The following is a 15,178-nucleotide window of genomic DNA, read 5'->3' as shown; positions in this document are numbered from 1 at the left end:
GCTCAGGGCTTCGGCCCGACAAACATGATCATGAACCGGCCTTCCATAGTCGGCTCCTGGATGATGGCGCAGTGCTCGCGCAGCGCGTCGGCGATGTGCTTGATCGCCTCCATGCCAACGGTCTGGGCGTGCACAATCTCCCGGCCCCGGAACTGCATGGTTATTTTGACCTTGTTTTTCTTTTCAACAAATTTCAGGATGTTCTTGATCTTGAAATCCAAGTCGTGATCCTCGGTTTTGGGCCGGAACTTCACTTCCTTGGTCTCGACGACCGTCTGCTTCTTCTTCGCTTCCTGCTGCTTTTTTTTCAGCTCGTACCGGTATTTGTCAAAATTCATCACCCGGCAGACCGGAGGACTGGCCTTGTCCGATATTTCGACCAGATCCAGCCCCTGCTCCAAGGCGATCTGGCGGGCTTTCGCCGAGGACATCACACCGAGCTGCTCGCCCTCCGGCCCCAGCAGCCGGACCTCAGGATAGCGGATGTCGTCGTTGATTCTGACTCTGATTTCCTGCTGCGCACCTTTTTTCGGCTTCCGTTTGCTGTCCATTGTCTCCGTTTGTCAGACTGCTCGTTCTTCGCATTCCCGGCGCACCAAGGCCGAGAACTCCTGCGGTGACATGGCGGGCAGGTTCTCACCGCTGCGCTTGCGCACAGTGACGGTGCCTTCCTGCATTTCCCGGTCGCCCGCGATAAGCATGTAGGGAGTCTTCATCAACTGGGCCTCCCGAATTTTATAATTGAGCTTCTCGTTGCGCAGATCAGCCTCGACACGGATGCCCGCCTTGCGCAGCTCTGTCAGCAGCTTGCCGCAGTATTCGGCCTGGCTGTCGGTGATGTTGAGGATCCGGGCCTGCTCCGGGGCCAGCCAGAGCGGGAAGGCTCCGGCGTAATGCTCGATCAGCACGCCGATGAAGCGCTCCAGCGAACCCATCAGGGCGCGGTGAATCATAATCGGCTGATGCTCTGCACCATCCTGACCGGTGTAGCTCATGCTGAAGCGTTCCGGCAGATTGAAGTCCACCTGAATGGTGGAGCACTGCCACGAGCGTCCGAGCTGGTCTTTGATTTTGATGTCGATCTTCGGGCCGTAGAACACGCCTTCGCCGGGATCAACCGAATAGGCCAGCCCTTTTTTGTCCATCGCCTGCTGGAGCGCGCGCGTGGCTAAGTCCCAATTCTCATCGCTGCCGACGTATTTAGCCGGACGGGTGGAAAGATAGACATCATACTCGCTGAAGCCGAAGGTCTGGAGGACGTGCAGGTTCAGGTCAATGATGTTGAAAATCTCGTCTTCGAGCTGATCAGGGCGGCAGAAAATATGCGCATCGTCCTGCGTGAAGCCGCGCACCCGCATCAGACCGTGCAGCGCGCCAGCCCGCTCGTAGCGATAGACCGTGCCCAGCTCGCACCAGCGGATAGGAAATTCGCGGTAGCTGTGCGGCTCGGCCTTATACACCCCGATGTGGAAGGGGCAGTTCATTGGCTTGAGCTGATAGGCGACCTCGTCAATGTCCATCGCCGAGTACATGTTTTCGGCGTAGAAATCCAAGTGGCCGGAGGTCTTCCACAAATCCTGGCGGGCGATGTGCGGGGTGTAGAGGAGCTGATAGCCGTTCTGGTAATGCGCGTCCTTCCAATAATCCTCCAGCAAACGCCGCAGCAGTGCGCCGCGCGGCTGCCAAAGAATCAGCCCCGGCCCGATTTCGTCCTGAATGGTGAAAAGACCAAGCTCCTTGCCCAATTTGCGATGATCACGCCGCTTGGCCTCCTCAATCCGCTCCAGATACTGCTTCAGCTCTTTGGCATCAAAGAAAGCGGTACCATAAATGCGCGTCAGCATGGGATTATTTTCGTCGCCCCGCCAGTAGGAACCGGCCACGCGCAGCAGCTTGAAGCTCTTCAGCCACGAGGTGTCCGGGATATGCGGCCCCCGGCAGAGATCAATGAAATCGCCCTGCTGATAGAGGGAAACAACCGTCTCGCCCTGCGCCGCCAGATCGCGGATCAGCTCAACTTTGTAGGTCTCGCCCTGCTTGGCAAAAAAATCGACAGCCTCGGCAATCGGCAGCTCACGGCGTGAAAACGGCAGGGCCGCTTTGACGATGGCCGCCATCTTCTCCTCAATCGCTGCAAAATCATCCGGCGTGAAGGCGGGCTGACGGTCGAAATCGTAATAATAACCATCCTCAATCGCCGGGCCGATGGTCACCTGCACATTCTGACCGAACAGCTCCTTCACCGCCTGGGCCATGATGTGCGCCGCCGAATGCCGCAGCATCTGCAATGCTTCCGGCGAATCAGCGGTGATCAGCTCCAAGGCGGCATCCTCGCGCAGCGGCGCGGACAAATCAAGGGCCTTGCCGTTGCAGCGCACGGCCACGGCCTGTTTGCGCTGCTTGCCGGAAACCAGCTCTTTGAGCGCGTCCTGGGCGGCGATTCCTGCCGGGAAGCTCTTCGCCTCGCCGCCGGATATGGAGACTGCGATTGAGGTCATGCTTTCTGCCGATAACAGCGTGAAAATGAGGTGCAAAAAAGGAAAGGCTAAAAAGCCAGACGCTGCTCATCTGACCTTTAGCCTTTATGCCCTGTGCTTAAAAATTGGTAGGCACGGGCGGTTTCGAACCGCCGACTTCTACCGTGTCAGGGTAGCGCTCTCCCACTGAGCTACGTGCCTGCAAAATTTTCCGTTTTTTCTTATCAAGGCCGCAGGCTGTCTGCTGCAGGCCCCCTGCATCAGGTCGCAGCATATTACGTCATGCGAAGCAGCTTGTCAATACCAGCAAACAGGGGGTGCTGTCAAGGGAAAAGAAAAAAGGCATCCGCTTTTCTTCAAGATCGCGCAGGAAACTGTCAGCTATAGACCAAGAGTGCATCATCCTGAGCAAAACCAATGCGGCTGACCGGCTCTTCGGCAGGCGCGAAGGCACCGTCCGCTGTGCTCAACACAGTCTGGAGAAAGAGGAAACTGTCGAGGGGCATTGCAGTGAATTTGAGTGCCATGCCGTCGCCGCCGACCCGCACCACCTCACCTTTAGCGCGGATGTCCTCCACACCCGTTTTCAGCTTGATCAGACAGATGTCGCCGGGCCGCTGGCTGTTCCGCCCTGTAACGAACATTCCGCCTAAGCTCAGATTGCTGACAGCATACTGCTCATGCTGCGGCGGACCAAAATCAAGCACTGCCTCTTGCTTCACATCCACCCGGATAAAGTGACGGCGGTTCGCGCTCTCCATGCTGCTCTCCTTGCGGTATCGCGATATAATCTTTTTGGATACTCATGCAAATTATATGCCAGACTCTTTTAGGATAACCAAAAAACAGAGCTGGCTGTTTCTAAAAAAGATTTTTTTTTGCGCGACGCGAAAAATAACGGCGGCAGAAAGAGTTGACTGACAAATTTTGTCACTAACTGACAAAATTTGTCAGCGGAAGGAGCCGTTCGGGCTGTTTGCCTCCCACTTCCTTTTGACAGATCGGAGTTTTTCTGTTATTCAGAGACGAAGCGCAACAACGGCTGCTTCCAAAAGAGTCTTGAGCTGCCTTCTCACAGATCGCAATACGTGATGAGCGGTGAGCAACTCCTCATTCATTTTGAATAAATGCCTGACAATATAGCAGAAAACTGCGGCTGCGCTTCTGAGGTGCGGCTGTCTGCCGCGCCAGAGTCTGATTTCATTCCCTCTGTAGTCGGCAGGCTGGCCGAAGGCTTCAGCTCGCGCCGCTGGTCGAGTCACATCGAGCCGGTGGAGATTCCGTCACGGCATGAGACCATCGAACTGATTCTGGAGGCCCAGCGCATCCTTTTTCCCGGCTATTTCAGCCGCTCAACGTTGCCCAGCCCGTCCAGCCTGGGCTATCATCTCGGCCACAACCTCACAATTTTTCATAAAAATCTCAGTCACCAGCTCAATTCCGCCCTGCGGCATGAATGCTTCCGCCGCCGCCATTCCTGTTCTCTCTGCGGCGAGCGCAGCAGCGGACTGGCGGCAGAGTTCATCCGCTCGCTGCCTGCGATCCGGGAGACGCTGGAGACCGACATTCAAGCCGCCCTTGAAGGTGATCCGGCAGCAGCCAACGCGGATGAGGTGATTTTCAGCTATCCGGGGTTTTTCGCCATTTTTGTTTATAGGCTGGCGCACCGGCTTTATGAGCTGGACGTGCCGCTGCTGCCGCGCATCATGAGCGAATACGCCTACCACCGCACCGCCATTGACATCCACCCCGGCGCGACGATTGGCGAATCCTTCTTCATTGATCACGGCGCGGGCGTGGTTATTGGCGCGACCACCGTCATTGGCAGGCGGGTGCGGCTGTACCAAGGCGTGACCCTTGGTGCGCTTTCCTTGTCCAAAGAGGAAGTGCAACGGCTGAAAAACGCCAAACGTCATCCAACCATTGAGGATGACGCGATCATCTACGCCAACGCCACCATTCTCGGCGGCAACACGGTGATCGGCGCACGGGCTATTGTCGGCGGCAACGTCTGGCTGACTAAAAGCGTTGGCCCGGACACCAAGGTGCTGCTCAAGCAGCCGGAGCTGATCTATCTCGGCAAAAACAGCAGCGAATCCAATGCGGCAGGAGAAGGAAAAAATGGAAATCTGTGACAATCTGGCGGCCAGTGTCGGCGGCACACCTTTGGTGCGCCTGAACCGTTTCGGCGCAGGCTGTGGCGCGGAAATCGTGGTGAAACTGGAGTCCGCCAATCCGCTCGGCAGCGTGAAAGACCGGATCGCGGTCGCGATGATTGAGGATGCCGAAGCGCAGGGGCTGCTTGCGCCGGAAACCCTGATTATTGAGCCAACCTCCGGCAACACCGGCATTGGCCTCGCCTTTGTCTGCGCCAGCCGGGGTTACAGGCTCATCCTGACCATGCCGGAAACCATGAGCATTGAGCGGCGCAAGCTGCTGGCCTATCTCGGCGCGGAGTTGGTGCTGACTCCCGGTGCTTTGGGCATGAAAGGCGCGATAGCCCGCGCTCAGGAGCTGCTGCAAGAGAACAACAAGGCTTGGATGCCCAATCAGTTTGAAAATCCGGCCAACACGGCCATGCACCGGCGCACCACCGGCCCGGAAATTTGGCGGCAGACCGGCGGACGCATTGATTTTTTTGTCGCGGGCGTGGGCACCGGCGGCACCATCACCGGCACTGGCAGTTTTCTCAAAGAACGCAACCCTGCGCTGCGCGTCATTGCTGTGGAGCCGTCCGCCTCGCCGGTGCTCTCCGGCGGACAGTCAGGGCCGCATAAAATTCAGGGCATTGGCGCGGGTTTCGTGCCGAAAAATTTAGATGCCAGCCTGCTTGATGAAATCGTCCAGATCAGCAACGACGAGGCGATGGCGGCAGCCCGCAGTCTGGCGCGGCAGGAAGGCATACTCTGCGGTATTTCTTCCGGCGCAGCGGCAGCAGCAGCTTTGAAGCTCGCGGCCAGACCAGAAAATGCAGGGAAGCGGATTGTGACAGTGCTGCCGGATACCGGCGAGCGGTATCTCAGCACCGAGTTGATGGCGGAGGTTTGAGCAGGCGATGCGGAAAAATAAAACTGTCTGATCAAAACTCCTTGATCAGACAGAAAAAAATTACTGCCGGGAATATTCAAAGGTGATCTTGCCTTTGCTGCACCCGACCTGCACTTTGCCGCCCTTGCTCAGTTTGCCGAAGAGAATTTCCTCGGTGAGCACGTCGCCGATTTCCTTCATGATCAGGCGGCGCATAGGCCGTGCGCCAAAGGCTGGATCGTAGCCCTGTTCGGCCAAATGCTTGCGGGCCGCCGTGGTCAGGGTGATGGTCACGTTTTTATCAGCAAGCTGGCTTTCCAGCTCGTGAATCATCTTGCCGACGATGCGTTCCACAGCCACGAGCTGGAGCGGATGGAAGGTGATGATGCTGTCCAAACGGTTGCGGAACTCCGGCGAGAAGAGATTCTTCAGGGCTTTCTGCTCCTTGCCTTTGGAGTCGCCGGTGAAGCCGATGGTGCGCTCGGTCATCTCCCGCGCCCCTGCATTGGTGGTCATAATCAGGATCACATTGCGGAAATCCGCCCGCCTGCCGCTGTTGTCGGTCAGGGTCGAGTGATCCATCACTTGCAGAAGGATCGAGAAAACATCCGGGTGCGCCTTTTCGATCTCGTCCAGCAGGAGCACGGTGTGCGGGTGCTTGCGGATCGCGTCGGTGAGCAGGCCGCCCTGCTCGAAACCGACATAGCCTGGAGGAGCACCGATCAGCCGCGACACCGCGTGTTTCTCCATATACTCGCTCATGTCGATCCGTTCAAAATGGACGGAGAGCGACTGGGCGAGCTGGCGGGCGACCTCGGTCTTGCCCACGCCGGTCGGCCCGGCGAAGAGGAAAGACCCGGCAGGCGAATTGGGATTGCCCAAGCCTGCACGCGCCCGCTTCACCGCCCGCACCACTTCAACAATCGCCTCGTCCTGACCGAAAATCACTGACTTCAGATCGCGCTCCAGATGGCGCAGGCCCTCGGTCTGATTATTGACTTTCGAGACCACCGGCACCCGCGCCATCTTGCCGACAATGGCCTCGACATCAGCCAGCGTGACGACAGAGCCGGTTTTTCCGGCCAAGCGCATGGATGCGCCCACCTCGTCCATCACATCAATGGCCTTGTCCGGCAGGAAGCGGTCGTTGATGTAGCGGTTGGCCAGCTCGGCGGCGGCGGAAATCGCCTCCTCCGAATAGGTGAGCTGATGGTGCTGCTCGTAGCGAGGCTGGAGGCCGCGCAGAATGGCGCAGGTGTCCTCAACCGACGGCTCTTCCACATCAATTTTCTGAAAGCGGCGCGACAGGGCGCGGTCTTTCTCGATGTGGTTTTTGTACTCCTCGTAGGTAGTTGAGCCGATGCAGCGCAGGCTGCCCGACTGGAGCGCGGGCTTGAGCAGATTCGAGGCATCCATTGAGCCGCCGCTGGTCGCGCCTGCGCCGACGATGGTGTGCATCTCGTCAATGAAGAGGATGGCCCGCTCCATTTTCTCCACCGTGTTCACCACCGCCTTCAGCCGCTTTTCAAAATCGCCCCGGTACTTGGTGCCCGCGACCAATGCGCCCATGTCGAGCATGTAGATGGTCGTGTCTTGCAGCAAAGCCGGAACGAATTTAGACGGGTCAGGCGTTTCGCTTTTGCGGGTGACGGCATCCTCATGAATACGCAGAGCCAAGCCCTCGGCGATGGCGGTCTTGCCCACGCCCGGCTCGCCGACCAACAGCGGGTTGTTCTTGCGGCGGCGGCAGAGCACCTGCATCATCCGCTCCAGCTCCTTGCCCCTGCCGATGAGCGGATCAATCTTGCCACTGGCGGCCAACACCGCGAAGTTGACCGTGTACAGCTCCAGCGGATCTTCGCCTTCGACCTTCTTTTTTTGCTCTTTGGCCGGGCTGTCCGGCTGCTCGGCCTGCCGGGCCATGGGCAGCGGGTTGTTTTTTGGCGCACCGCTTTCAGCCATGTGATGAGAAAGATATTCTATCACCTCCATCCGGCCCACGCCCTCGCTGCCGAGAAAATACACAGCGTGCGAGTCCGGCTCGGCAAAAATGGAGACCAGCACATCGCCGGTGTCCACCTCGCGCTTGCCCGCGCTCTGAACATGATTCACCGCCCGCTGGAGAACACGGTTGAAGGCCACGGTCTGAGACGGCTCGGCCTTGCCAGTCTGAAGCAGAGGAATCCCGGCAGCAAGGAACTCCTCCAGCCGCTCTTTCAGCGATTCATTGCTGCCGCCGCATTTCTCAATAAGCTGGGAGGTCATGTCGTCATGCAGCAGACCCCAGAGCATGTGTTCGACGGTCACATACTCATGCTTCTTCGCTTTCGCTTCTTTTATGGCCTTGATGAGGGCCAGCTCCAATTTTCTGCTTAACATGATGGCCGCCTTCTATGTGAAAATTTTACGTTCGTTCAGAGTCATGCGCGGCTGCTCAGGCCCGCTCCAAGGAGCATCGCAACGGGTACTCATTCTGCCGGGCCAGCTGATGCACTTCCGCGACCTTGGTTTCGCCGATCTCACGGGTGTAGATGCCGGCCACGCCACGCCCCTGATGATGGACATTGAGCATGATCGCGGTGGCCTCTTCCGTGTTTTTGCCGAAAATCATCTCCAGTATCATGACCACAAAATCCATGGTCGTATAGTCGTCGTTGTGGAGAAGAACCTTGTAGAAGGGAGGCTCCTGGAGCTTTTCCCGGTCTTTGATCAAGGTTTCTTCCTTGCTTCCCGAATAAGTGGTGGTGCTCATGCTGCTGCTGACCGCTGTGCTGAGTTTGCGCCCCGGCTGCCCGGCCCCGCGCGCAGGGGCCTGCCGGAACAGGAAAAACGCTGGTTCCTTCTTGTATTGTATAATGCCCGATTTTAATTTTGCAAGTTCCCTTTCACGAAGAGGGCCGATTATCATCGCCTTATCATCATGGCCAGCACCGTATGCTGCACCACAGTGTCGGCAGCGATGGGCGAGCCTTTCAGCCGCCGGTCAGCAGCGAGCAGGAGCTGCATCCAGTCGCGGAGCAACGGCAGCGGAAATCCGGCGGCGGTTTTGAACTTCATATACAACGCAAAGGGATGGCCGGACAGCTCGCTCTGCCAGCGCGGATTGGCCTTCAGCAGCGGCAGGCACTGCTCCTGAAAGACATTCGCCGCCATGCCGACCCGCCAGCGGTACTGCTCCTGCTCCAGCAGGGAACGGAACAAAAGCAGGCTGCGGACGTAATTACGCAGAGTTGCCAGCACCGCCAAACCGTGGATGCCGTTTTCTTGCAGGCGGCCTGCGATGAAGAGGGCTTTTTCCAAGTTTTTATTGCCCACCGCCTCAGTCAGCTCAAAGACCGCCTCTTCGCGGGTGCGGCCCACCATGCGGTTGAGGTCGTCGAGCGTGATCCGGGGCGCATCGCCGACCGCAAGAGCCAGCTTCTCCGTCTCCATCACTGCTGCCGCCGGATGGAAACCGACCCGTTCCAATAGCTGCTCCATCACGCCCTTGTCTAACGTTTTGCCGAATTCGTGCAGCGTGTTGCCGATCTGCTCGCGCAGCACGGCCTCCTGCTCTTTTTTCGCCTGCGAGGATGAGCCAGTGTCCACGCTCAGGTCAAGCACGGCAAATTTCGCGCTGAAGGCTTTGTACAGCTTCTTGCGCTTGTCCAACTCCTCGGCCAGCAGAAGCAGCGTGTTGTTCTTGGGTAAACCGCTTTCCAAGGCCGCCAGCAGCAGCTCGCCTGCGTCTCCCGCAGCAAGGCCGGATTTGACCGCCTCCATCTGGCCGAGCACCGTGCCGGTCCAGCTCAGACTGCCTGCGGGCTTGGCAAAGCCGAAGCATTTTTTCCACTGCTCCTCGCTCAGGCTGCCGGGATCGTCCGCGCTGTCCAATCCGGCTGCGGCGAGCATGGCCCGGAGCTGCCGCCCCGCCTTGTCCGCGCTGCCCTCCTCCCAGGCTTTGACCGCCTTTTTCCAGATCGCCTCGGCGACATTTTTGGAAAGGAAGAGCCTGCTGCCGTTGACCCGAAAAATCTGCCTGCCGCCGAGCAGGCTGAAGCTGCGCAGCTTGGCCAAGGTGCTGCCGTGGTCTTCGCTGTCACCGTCAATGGCGTGCACTGTGCCGCCCTTGGCGCAGAGGGCCGCGCAGACCTGCTCGGCAGCCTGCTGGCAGAGCGAGCGTTCGCCGAAAAGCAGCAGGGCCGGGCACGGCGCACCGCCACTGATTTCGCGGAGCAGATCGTTCAGCTTGCTGCGGTCGTAAACGGGCATGGACGGGCAAAGTTCGGGTTCATAATCAAGCCTACAGCATGGGGTTTAGCACCGGCAGGCGGGATTGTCAAAAAATAAACGCCGTTTTTTGCCGTGCTGCCGGGGGAGCTGCTGAATAGAGGCATAGGAATAATAGTGCTGGCAATTCCAGCAGCTGATGGGTAATATGTTGAATTCTTTGCCCGCTGAGGCCAGCCCAGCCATTCCCTCACCACCGCGAAGCGTTTCATGTTCTCACAACATCTGAAAACGGAAACTGTTGTTTCAATTATCAACACCATCGGCGAGCTGAACCAGCTCCAAGATGTGGATATGATTTTGGACTGCACCCTGCGCGAGGCGCGAGCCTTGGCCAAAGCGGATGCCGGTTCAATTTTTCTCATGCAAAACGGCGAGCTGGAGTTCCGGCATGTGCAGAACGACAGCATTTTCGGGGCAAGCGCGGGGTTCCAGTATGGCACAGAGACCTTGCCGGTCAGCGACAGCTCCATCGTTGGCTACTGCGCCCTGACCAAGGAAATGGTCTCAATTGACGATGCCTACGCCATTGCCGAGGGACTGCCCTACCGCTTCAATGCCTCTTTTGATCTCAAGAACGGTTACCGCACAGTGTCCATCCTTGCGGTGCCGCTGATTTCGCGCGGCCACCGTTTGGTCGGGGTGATGCAGCTCATCAATGCCAGAAACCGTTTTGGCAGGCCGACGGTCTTTTCCGAGCAGGTCAAAGCCTTGGTGCCGATTTTCAGCAATAATGCCGCCGCGCTGATTGAACGGAGCATCCTCAACCGGGAGATGCTCCTGCGCATGGCGAAAATGGCCGAGCTGCACGATCCTAAGGAGACCGGCTCCCATGTTCAGCGGGTCAGCGCCTTCTGCGCCGAGCTGTACCAGCGTTGGGCAGAAAACCGTGGTCTGCCCAGTTTGGAAATCCGCAACTTCCGCGATATCATCAGCCATGCCTCCATGCTCCATGATGTCGGCAAAATCGGCATCCCGGACTCCATCCTGAAAAAACCGGGCCGCCTGACGCAGGAAGAATTTGAGTTCATCAAGCAGCACCCGCTGTACGGCGCCCGGCTCTTCAATGATATTTCTTCCAGCTCCTCGTCGCTGGACCGGGTCACGCATGAAATCATCCTTTATCACCATGAGCGTTGGAACGGCAGCGGCTATCCGCAGGGATTAGCTGGCGAGCAGATTCCCCTTTCCGCCCGCATCGCCGCCTTGGCCGATGTTTTTGACGCGCTGTCGTCCAAGCGCAGCTACAAAGAGGCGTGGAGCAGAGAGATGACCTACGAAGAAATCCGCAAGGAATCCGGTCAGCACTTTGACCCGGAGCTGGTGGATATTTTTTTTCAAATTACAGGCACCTTGAATGCCATTCAGATGAAGTTTCAGTGACAGCGCACGATGATTGAGCACGCCATAGCCGAGCTGAAGAAGCTCGTTCCGTTCAAAGAGACCACCGAGGCCGGCGACATTGTTTTGGTGTTGGCCGAAGAAAACAAGCAGCCGGCCTTGCTTTACGCCGTCGTGACCGGCATTGAGCGGGATGATTCCCGCCGGGATGAATGGTGGCATCTTCATCTCCATCTGCTCTCCGTGCCGCCGCAAGCTGTGGTCTGGACGCTGCGCACTCCGCAGTTCACCGGCCAGGAGAGCTTCACGATGGGCGGGGAAGGCAGGTTCATCAAAGCTGTGCGGATTGACCGGAAGCAGCCTGCGCCGCCTGCATCGGAACCGAAATCGAAACCTCATAACGGCGGCCTGCGGTTCGTCAAATGAGCCGCGTGACGTGGCAAAGCCGGGTGGCTAATCCACACGGCGTGCATTGCCGGGTGGCGGCCAAACTGGCAGAAATTGCGGCGGCGCATAAAGCTCAGGTCTGGATCACAGGCCGAGGCGAGCCGGTGGACTGCTCGTCCATACTGGAACTTCTCAGCTTGTCGCTGGCGCAAGGCAGCTTGGTCTCGTTCACCGCCGAAGGCTCGGAGGCCGCTCAAGCCGCTGAGGCCATAGACCGGCTCTTTTCCTCTGGGGCGGAGTCCTGATGATGGACAGTGAATTCGAGCAGCGGCTTGAACCGGGCGAGCCGGAAACCCTGCACGGCATCAGCGGTTCGCCGGGCATTGTGGTCGGCAAGGTGGTGGTGTTCAGTCGGCAGGAGGACGGCCTGCTCCGTTACCGTTTGGAGCCGGGCGCGGCGGAAAACGAGGAGGCCCGTTTCATGGCCGCTGTGGCGCGGGCCGAGCAGGTGCTGATCAGCCTGCGCCAGCAGTTTGAGGACGATCTGGCCGATACGGTGGCGATAGTTGATTCGCATATCCGCATGGTGCGCGACCGGCTGCTGCTTGATCAGACGTTGAGTCTGATCCGCCAGAAGCAGATCAATGCCGAATGGGCCTTGACCCGCACCCTCGGCATCATTAAGAAGAAGTTCGATCACATCGCTGACGACTACATCCGCAGCCGCTTCGCTGATGTGGAATATGTGGCCCGGTTAATCGCCGAGCAGCTCAACGGCCAAGGCCGCAGTTTCCCGGCAGGTTTTGCCGAACCGGTGATCGTGGCTGGCGAGGATTTCTCGCCGGAAGACACGATACGGATGCACACGGACAAGGTGCTCGGCTTTCTGACCGAAAAAGGCGGTTCCACCTCGCACACCGCGATTGTCGCCCGCTCGCTTGGCCTGCCAGCGGTGGTCGGCGTGCGTGGTGTCACCAGCCGCTGCCGCACCGGCGACACCGTGATTGTAGATGGTTACGAAGGCCGGATATGCCTGCATCCGACCCTTGATCAGCAGCGGCTGTATCTTGAGTACGACCGCCAGCACCGGGTCTTCTCCGACGAGATGAGCTGGTACATCCGCCTTGCGTCTGAGACAGTGGATGGCCTGCGGGTGCGGCTTTCGGCGAACATCGAAATCCCGGACGTGGAGGCGGTGATTTACTACGGGGCCAGCGGAATCGGCCTGTTCCGCTCCGAATTCGGCTATCTTCAAGGCAGCCGCCTGCCGGACGAGGAAAGCCTGTTCACGGTGTACCGCGACATGGCTGCGGCACTTGCGCCTGAGCCAGTCACTATCCGCACCTTGGACATCGGCGGGGACAAGCTCTCCAGTCGTCTGCCGGAGCTACGCCTGAGCCGGGAGCGCAATCCAGCCCTCGGCCTGCGCTCAATCCGCTTCTCCCTGCGCGAAAGAAGCCTCTTTGAAACCCAAGTCCGCGCCCTGCTGCGTGCCTCGCTGCACGGCAGGCTGCGCATCCTCCTGCCCCTGATCAGCTCCCTCAGCGAGCTGCGCGAGGCGCGGGCGGTGATTGAAAGCGTGATGGAGCAGCTTGCGGCGGAAGGCGTGCCGTTCAATCCCAACACCGAACTCGGCATTATGATTGAGGTGCCAAGCGCGGTGGTGATGGCTGACAGCCTCGCAGCGGAGGCGGATTTTTTCAGCATCGGCACTAACGACCTTATTCAGTATTCGCTGGCCATTGACCGGGGCAACGAGTACGTGGCCTCAATGTATGATCCCCTCCACCCGGCGGTGCTGCGGATGATCAGCCAGACTATTGAGGCGGGCCACCGGCAGGGCATCGAAGTGTCGCTTTGTGGCGAAATGGCAGGCGATGTTTTCACCGCGCCGGTGCTGCTCGGCCTTGGTCTGGATGAGCTGTCCATGCGGCCTTCTGCAATTCCCCATGTCAAACGCCTGCTCCGTCATTCCACCTTTGCCCGCCTGACTGTACTGGCCGCCAAGGTGCTCAAATGCAAGGACAGCAGCGAGGCTGCCGCCTTGCTCAACCAGTATCTCTCCGAGAATTACCCGGACCAGTTTATTGACCGCGATGAACGAACGTGAGCTGATTGAGCATATCCGCCAGCTCGCGGGCGGCGGCGCGGCTGGCCTGCTGCTCGGCATTGGCGACGACTGCGCGGTGATCGAAAAAGACCGCGAAACCGCTTGGCTGCTGACGATGGACACGCTGGTTGAGTCGGTGCATTTCCGCCGCGACTGGCATCCGCCGGAGCTGCTGGGCCGCAAAACGGTGGCGGTGAATGTCAGCGATATCGCGGCAATGGGCGGCAGGCCGCTCTTCGCCCTGCTTTCACTCGGCCTGCCAGCAAATTTCTCGCAGGACTGGGTGAAGCAGTTCAGCCAAGGACTTGCCGAAGCCTGCCGGGAATACGGCTGTCTGCTGATCGGTGGCGACACGGTGTGCTGCCCGGAGCGCATCTCCTTGACCTTGACTGTGATCGGCGAAATGCGAAAGGAACGGGTCTTGTATCGGCAGGGCGCACAGCCCGGCGACACCGTCTTTGTCTCCGGGCCGCTGGGCTGGTCAGCCGCCGGATTGGCTCTTCTTCAGGCAGGAAAAACGCTGGAGGATGAAAAATGGCGGCAGCTTCTCCTCGCTCATCTCAATCCGCAGCCGCGTGTGGAGCTGGGCCGTTTTCTCGCTGAAACCGGCTTAGTTCACTCAATGATGGACATGTCCGATGGCTTGGCCACGGATTTGGCCCAACTCTGCAAGGCCAGCCGTGTCGGCGCGGTGCTTGAGGCTGATCTGCTGCCCGGCAGCGATGGGCTGGCTGCCGCTGCGAAATTCCTTCATGAGGATGCCCTGCGCTGGATGATCTCCGGCGGCGAAGATTACGAGCTGCTGTTCACGGCGGCTTCAACAGACAATGAACGGCTGCGGCAGCACGCAGCGGCGCACGGCTGGAGTATTTACCCTGTCGGAACAATCACGGCAGGACAGGACGTTGTTCTGCGGCGCGGCGGGATTGAGGAGCAAATTGCCTTTCAAGGTTTTGATCATTTCAGGAGGTAACGATCATGAGCAGGCGCAGATATCCCTTTGGAAGGACTGCGTTGGGTCTGTCTTTTCTTGCCCTGATTCTCTCCCTTGTGCCGCCGTGCCTGTTGGAACGAAAATTGGCCGCCCTTGAACAGCTCTGCGCCGACAACGCAGCGGCGTTTTCCTTCACTTGCGATACTCCCAGCTGCACGTGCGAAAGCGACGCGGAAAAATGCGCTTTCGAGCTTCACCACTTGCGGCACTGGCTCCATCTTTGCAGACTTGGCATCGCGTTGGCCGCTGTTGCGGCAATCGGAGCCGCCCTGTGCTCATGGCAGAAAGAACGGGCCAAAGAGCTGTGCCTTTCCAGCATGATCCTGGCCGCCTTCACGCTGCTGGCAGTCTGTTTGAACTGAAACTGATTGGTCAGCGGCATTAGCCGAATTTATTTTACTAAAAACCAAGCGGTGACCTGCAACATCGTTTTTTCAATGCCGCAAGCCAAAATAGACACTATATCGAATTTTAGGTTGCAATATTTTAAAATTTATGTTACTTGTTGTTTTACTTTGTTAATTTAAAATTTAAGCCCCAAAAAAGGCAAACTGGCGAAGAGGACATAAAAAT

15 protein-coding genes and 1 tRNA gene are annotated in these 15,178 nt (G+C 58.4%); 8 read left to right on the top strand and 8 right to left on the bottom strand.

Features of this window, described 5'->3' with window-relative positions; genetic code table 11:
* Positions 1–2 precede the first annotated feature (2 nt).
* The 4 genes from infC to ACNKH6_RS07725 all read right to left on the bottom strand — a co-directional run bounded on the left by infC (position 3) and on the right by ACNKH6_RS07725 (position 3,238).
* Positions 3–551: a translation initiation factor IF-3 gene (infC, locus tag ACNKH6_RS07740; RefSeq protein WP_417914978.1), complete on the bottom strand. Its 549-nt coding sequence runs from the start codon at positions 549–551 to the stop codon at positions 3–5.
* A gap of 12 nt (positions 552–563) precedes the next feature.
* A complete protein-coding gene (gene thrS / locus ACNKH6_RS07735) occupies positions 564–2,498 on the bottom strand; it encodes a threonine--tRNA ligase (RefSeq protein WP_417914977.1) in 1,935 nt (644 codons plus the stop codon).
* Positions 2,499–2,603: 105 nt separating this feature from the next.
* Positions 2,604–2,678 (bottom strand) — tRNA-Val (locus tag ACNKH6_RS07730).
* A gap of 176 nt (positions 2,679–2,854) precedes the next feature.
* A complete protein-coding gene (locus ACNKH6_RS07725; RefSeq protein WP_417914976.1) occupies positions 2,855–3,238 on the bottom strand; it encodes a PilZ domain-containing protein in 384 nt (127 codons plus the stop codon).
* A 366-nt stretch (positions 3,239–3,604) separates the two neighbouring features.
* On the opposite strand from ACNKH6_RS07725, the gene ACNKH6_RS07720 reads away from it, so the two are divergent.
* Both ACNKH6_RS07720 and cysK read left to right on the top strand, forming a co-directional pair.
* Entirely contained in the window at positions 3,605–4,612 is a 1,008-nt protein-coding gene (locus tag ACNKH6_RS07720; protein WP_417914975.1) for a serine O-acetyltransferase, read from the top strand.
* A complete protein-coding gene (gene cysK / locus ACNKH6_RS07715) occupies positions 4,599–5,525 on the top strand; it encodes a cysteine synthase A (RefSeq protein WP_417914974.1) in 927 nt (308 codons plus the stop codon). Before ACNKH6_RS07720 ends, cysK begins: the two co-directional genes overlap by 14 nt.
* Positions 5,526–5,585: 60 nt before the next feature.
* Here the strand turns inward: cysK and clpA are convergent, their stop codons facing one another.
* The 4 genes from clpA to ACNKH6_RS07695 all read right to left on the bottom strand — a co-directional run bounded on the left by clpA (position 5,586) and on the right by ACNKH6_RS07695 (position 9,985).
* Positions 5,586–7,883, bottom strand: a complete 2,298-nt coding sequence (gene clpA / locus ACNKH6_RS07710) for an ATP-dependent Clp protease ATP-binding subunit ClpA (RefSeq protein ID WP_417914973.1) — start codon at positions 7,881–7,883, stop codon at positions 5,586–5,588.
* Positions 7,884–7,938: 55 nt separating this feature from the next.
* A complete protein-coding gene (gene clpS, locus ACNKH6_RS07705; protein WP_417914972.1) occupies positions 7,939–8,256 on the bottom strand; it encodes an ATP-dependent Clp protease adapter ClpS in 318 nt (105 codons plus the stop codon).
* 152 nt (positions 8,257–8,408) lie between these two features.
* Complete coding sequence (holA, locus tag ACNKH6_RS07700) at positions 8,409–9,755, bottom strand: DNA polymerase III subunit delta (protein WP_417914971.1); 1,347 nt, start codon at positions 9,753–9,755, stop codon at positions 8,409–8,411.
* Entirely contained in the window at positions 9,728–9,985 is a 258-nt protein-coding gene (locus tag ACNKH6_RS07695; protein WP_417914970.1) for a hypothetical protein, read from the bottom strand. The genes holA and ACNKH6_RS07695 overlap by 28 nt, the downstream gene beginning before the upstream one ends.
* Between ACNKH6_RS07695 and ACNKH6_RS07690 the strand changes: the two genes are divergently transcribed.
* From ACNKH6_RS07690 to ACNKH6_RS07665, 6 genes are read left to right on the top strand one after another with little or no spacing between them, the layout of a single operon-like run.
* On the top strand, positions 9,984–11,156 hold the full coding sequence (locus tag ACNKH6_RS07690; protein ID WP_417914969.1) for an HD domain-containing phosphohydrolase: 1,173 nt from the start codon (positions 9,984–9,986) through the stop codon (positions 11,154–11,156). The genes ACNKH6_RS07695 and ACNKH6_RS07690 overlap by 2 nt on opposite strands.
* 9 nt (positions 11,157–11,165) lie before the next feature.
* Entirely contained in the window at positions 11,166–11,540 is a 375-nt protein-coding gene (locus ACNKH6_RS07685) for a hypothetical protein (RefSeq protein ID WP_417914968.1), read from the top strand.
* Positions 11,541–11,545: 5 nt separating this feature from the next.
* Positions 11,546–11,806, top strand: a complete 261-nt coding sequence (locus tag ACNKH6_RS07680; protein ID WP_417914967.1) for an HPr family phosphocarrier protein — start codon at positions 11,546–11,548, stop codon at positions 11,804–11,806.
* Positions 11,806–13,611: a phosphoenolpyruvate--protein phosphotransferase gene (ptsP, locus tag ACNKH6_RS07675; protein ID WP_417914966.1), complete on the top strand. Its 1,806-nt coding sequence runs from the start codon at positions 11,806–11,808 to the stop codon at positions 13,609–13,611. The genes ACNKH6_RS07680 and ptsP overlap by 1 nt, the downstream gene beginning before the upstream one ends.
* A complete protein-coding gene (thiL, locus tag ACNKH6_RS07670; protein WP_417914965.1) occupies positions 13,598–14,584 on the top strand; it encodes a thiamine-phosphate kinase in 987 nt (328 codons plus the stop codon). The genes ptsP and thiL overlap by 14 nt, the downstream gene beginning before the upstream one ends.
* Before the next feature lie 5 nt (positions 14,585–14,589).
* Positions 14,590–14,967 carry a hypothetical protein gene (locus ACNKH6_RS07665; protein ID WP_417914964.1) on the top strand — a complete coding sequence of 126 codons (378 nt, stop codon included), beginning with the start codon at positions 14,590–14,592 and terminating at the stop codon, positions 14,965–14,967.
* Positions 14,968–15,178: the final 211 nt, after the last annotated feature.

The sequence above is a fragment of the Candidatus Electronema sp. JM genome (genome assembly GCF_048287415.1).
Taxonomy (GTDB): Bacteria; Desulfobacterota; Desulfobulbia; order Desulfobulbales; family Desulfobulbaceae; genus Electronema.
This window is presented reverse-complemented; position numbering and strand designations above follow the sequence as displayed.

Coding starts and splice junctions, on each gene's coding strand:
- infC (WP_417914978.1), bottom strand. CDS start 551: ATGGACAGCAAACGGAAGCCGAAAAAAGGTGCGCAGCAGGAAATCAGA.
- thrS (WP_417914977.1), bottom strand. CDS start 2,498: ATGACCTCAATCGCAGTCTCCATATCCGGCGGCGAGGCGAAGAGCTTC.
- ACNKH6_RS07725 (WP_417914976.1), bottom strand. CDS start 3,238: ATGGAGAGCGCGAACCGCCGTCACTTTATCCGGGTGGATGTGAAGCAA.
- ACNKH6_RS07720 (WP_417914975.1), top strand. CDS start 3,605: ATGCCTGACAATATAGCAGAAAACTGCGGCTGCGCTTCTGAGGTGCGG.
- cysK (WP_417914974.1), top strand. CDS start 4,599: ATGGAAATCTGTGACAATCTGGCGGCCAGTGTCGGCGGCACACCTTTG.
- clpA (WP_417914973.1), bottom strand. CDS start 7,883: ATGTTAAGCAGAAAATTGGAGCTGGCCCTCATCAAGGCCATAAAAGAA.
- clpS (WP_417914972.1), bottom strand. CDS start 8,256: ATGAGCACCACCACTTATTCGGGAAGCAAGGAAGAAACCTTGATCAAA.
- holA (WP_417914971.1), bottom strand. CDS start 9,755: ATGCCCGTTTACGACCGCAGCAAGCTGAACGATCTGCTCCGCGAAATC.
- ACNKH6_RS07690 (WP_417914969.1), top strand. CDS start 9,984: ATGTTCTCACAACATCTGAAAACGGAAACTGTTGTTTCAATTATCAAC.
- ACNKH6_RS07695 (WP_417914970.1), bottom strand. CDS start 9,985: ATGAAACGCTTCGCGGTGGTGAGGGAATGGCTGGGCTGGCCTCAGCGG.
- ACNKH6_RS07685 (WP_417914968.1), top strand. CDS start 11,166: ATGATTGAGCACGCCATAGCCGAGCTGAAGAAGCTCGTTCCGTTCAAA.
- ptsP (WP_417914966.1), top strand. CDS start 11,806: ATGATGGACAGTGAATTCGAGCAGCGGCTTGAACCGGGCGAGCCGGAA.
- thiL (WP_417914965.1), top strand. CDS start 13,598: ATGAACGAACGTGAGCTGATTGAGCATATCCGCCAGCTCGCGGGCGGC.
- ACNKH6_RS07665 (WP_417914964.1), top strand. CDS start 14,590: ATGAGCAGGCGCAGATATCCCTTTGGAAGGACTGCGTTGGGTCTGTCT.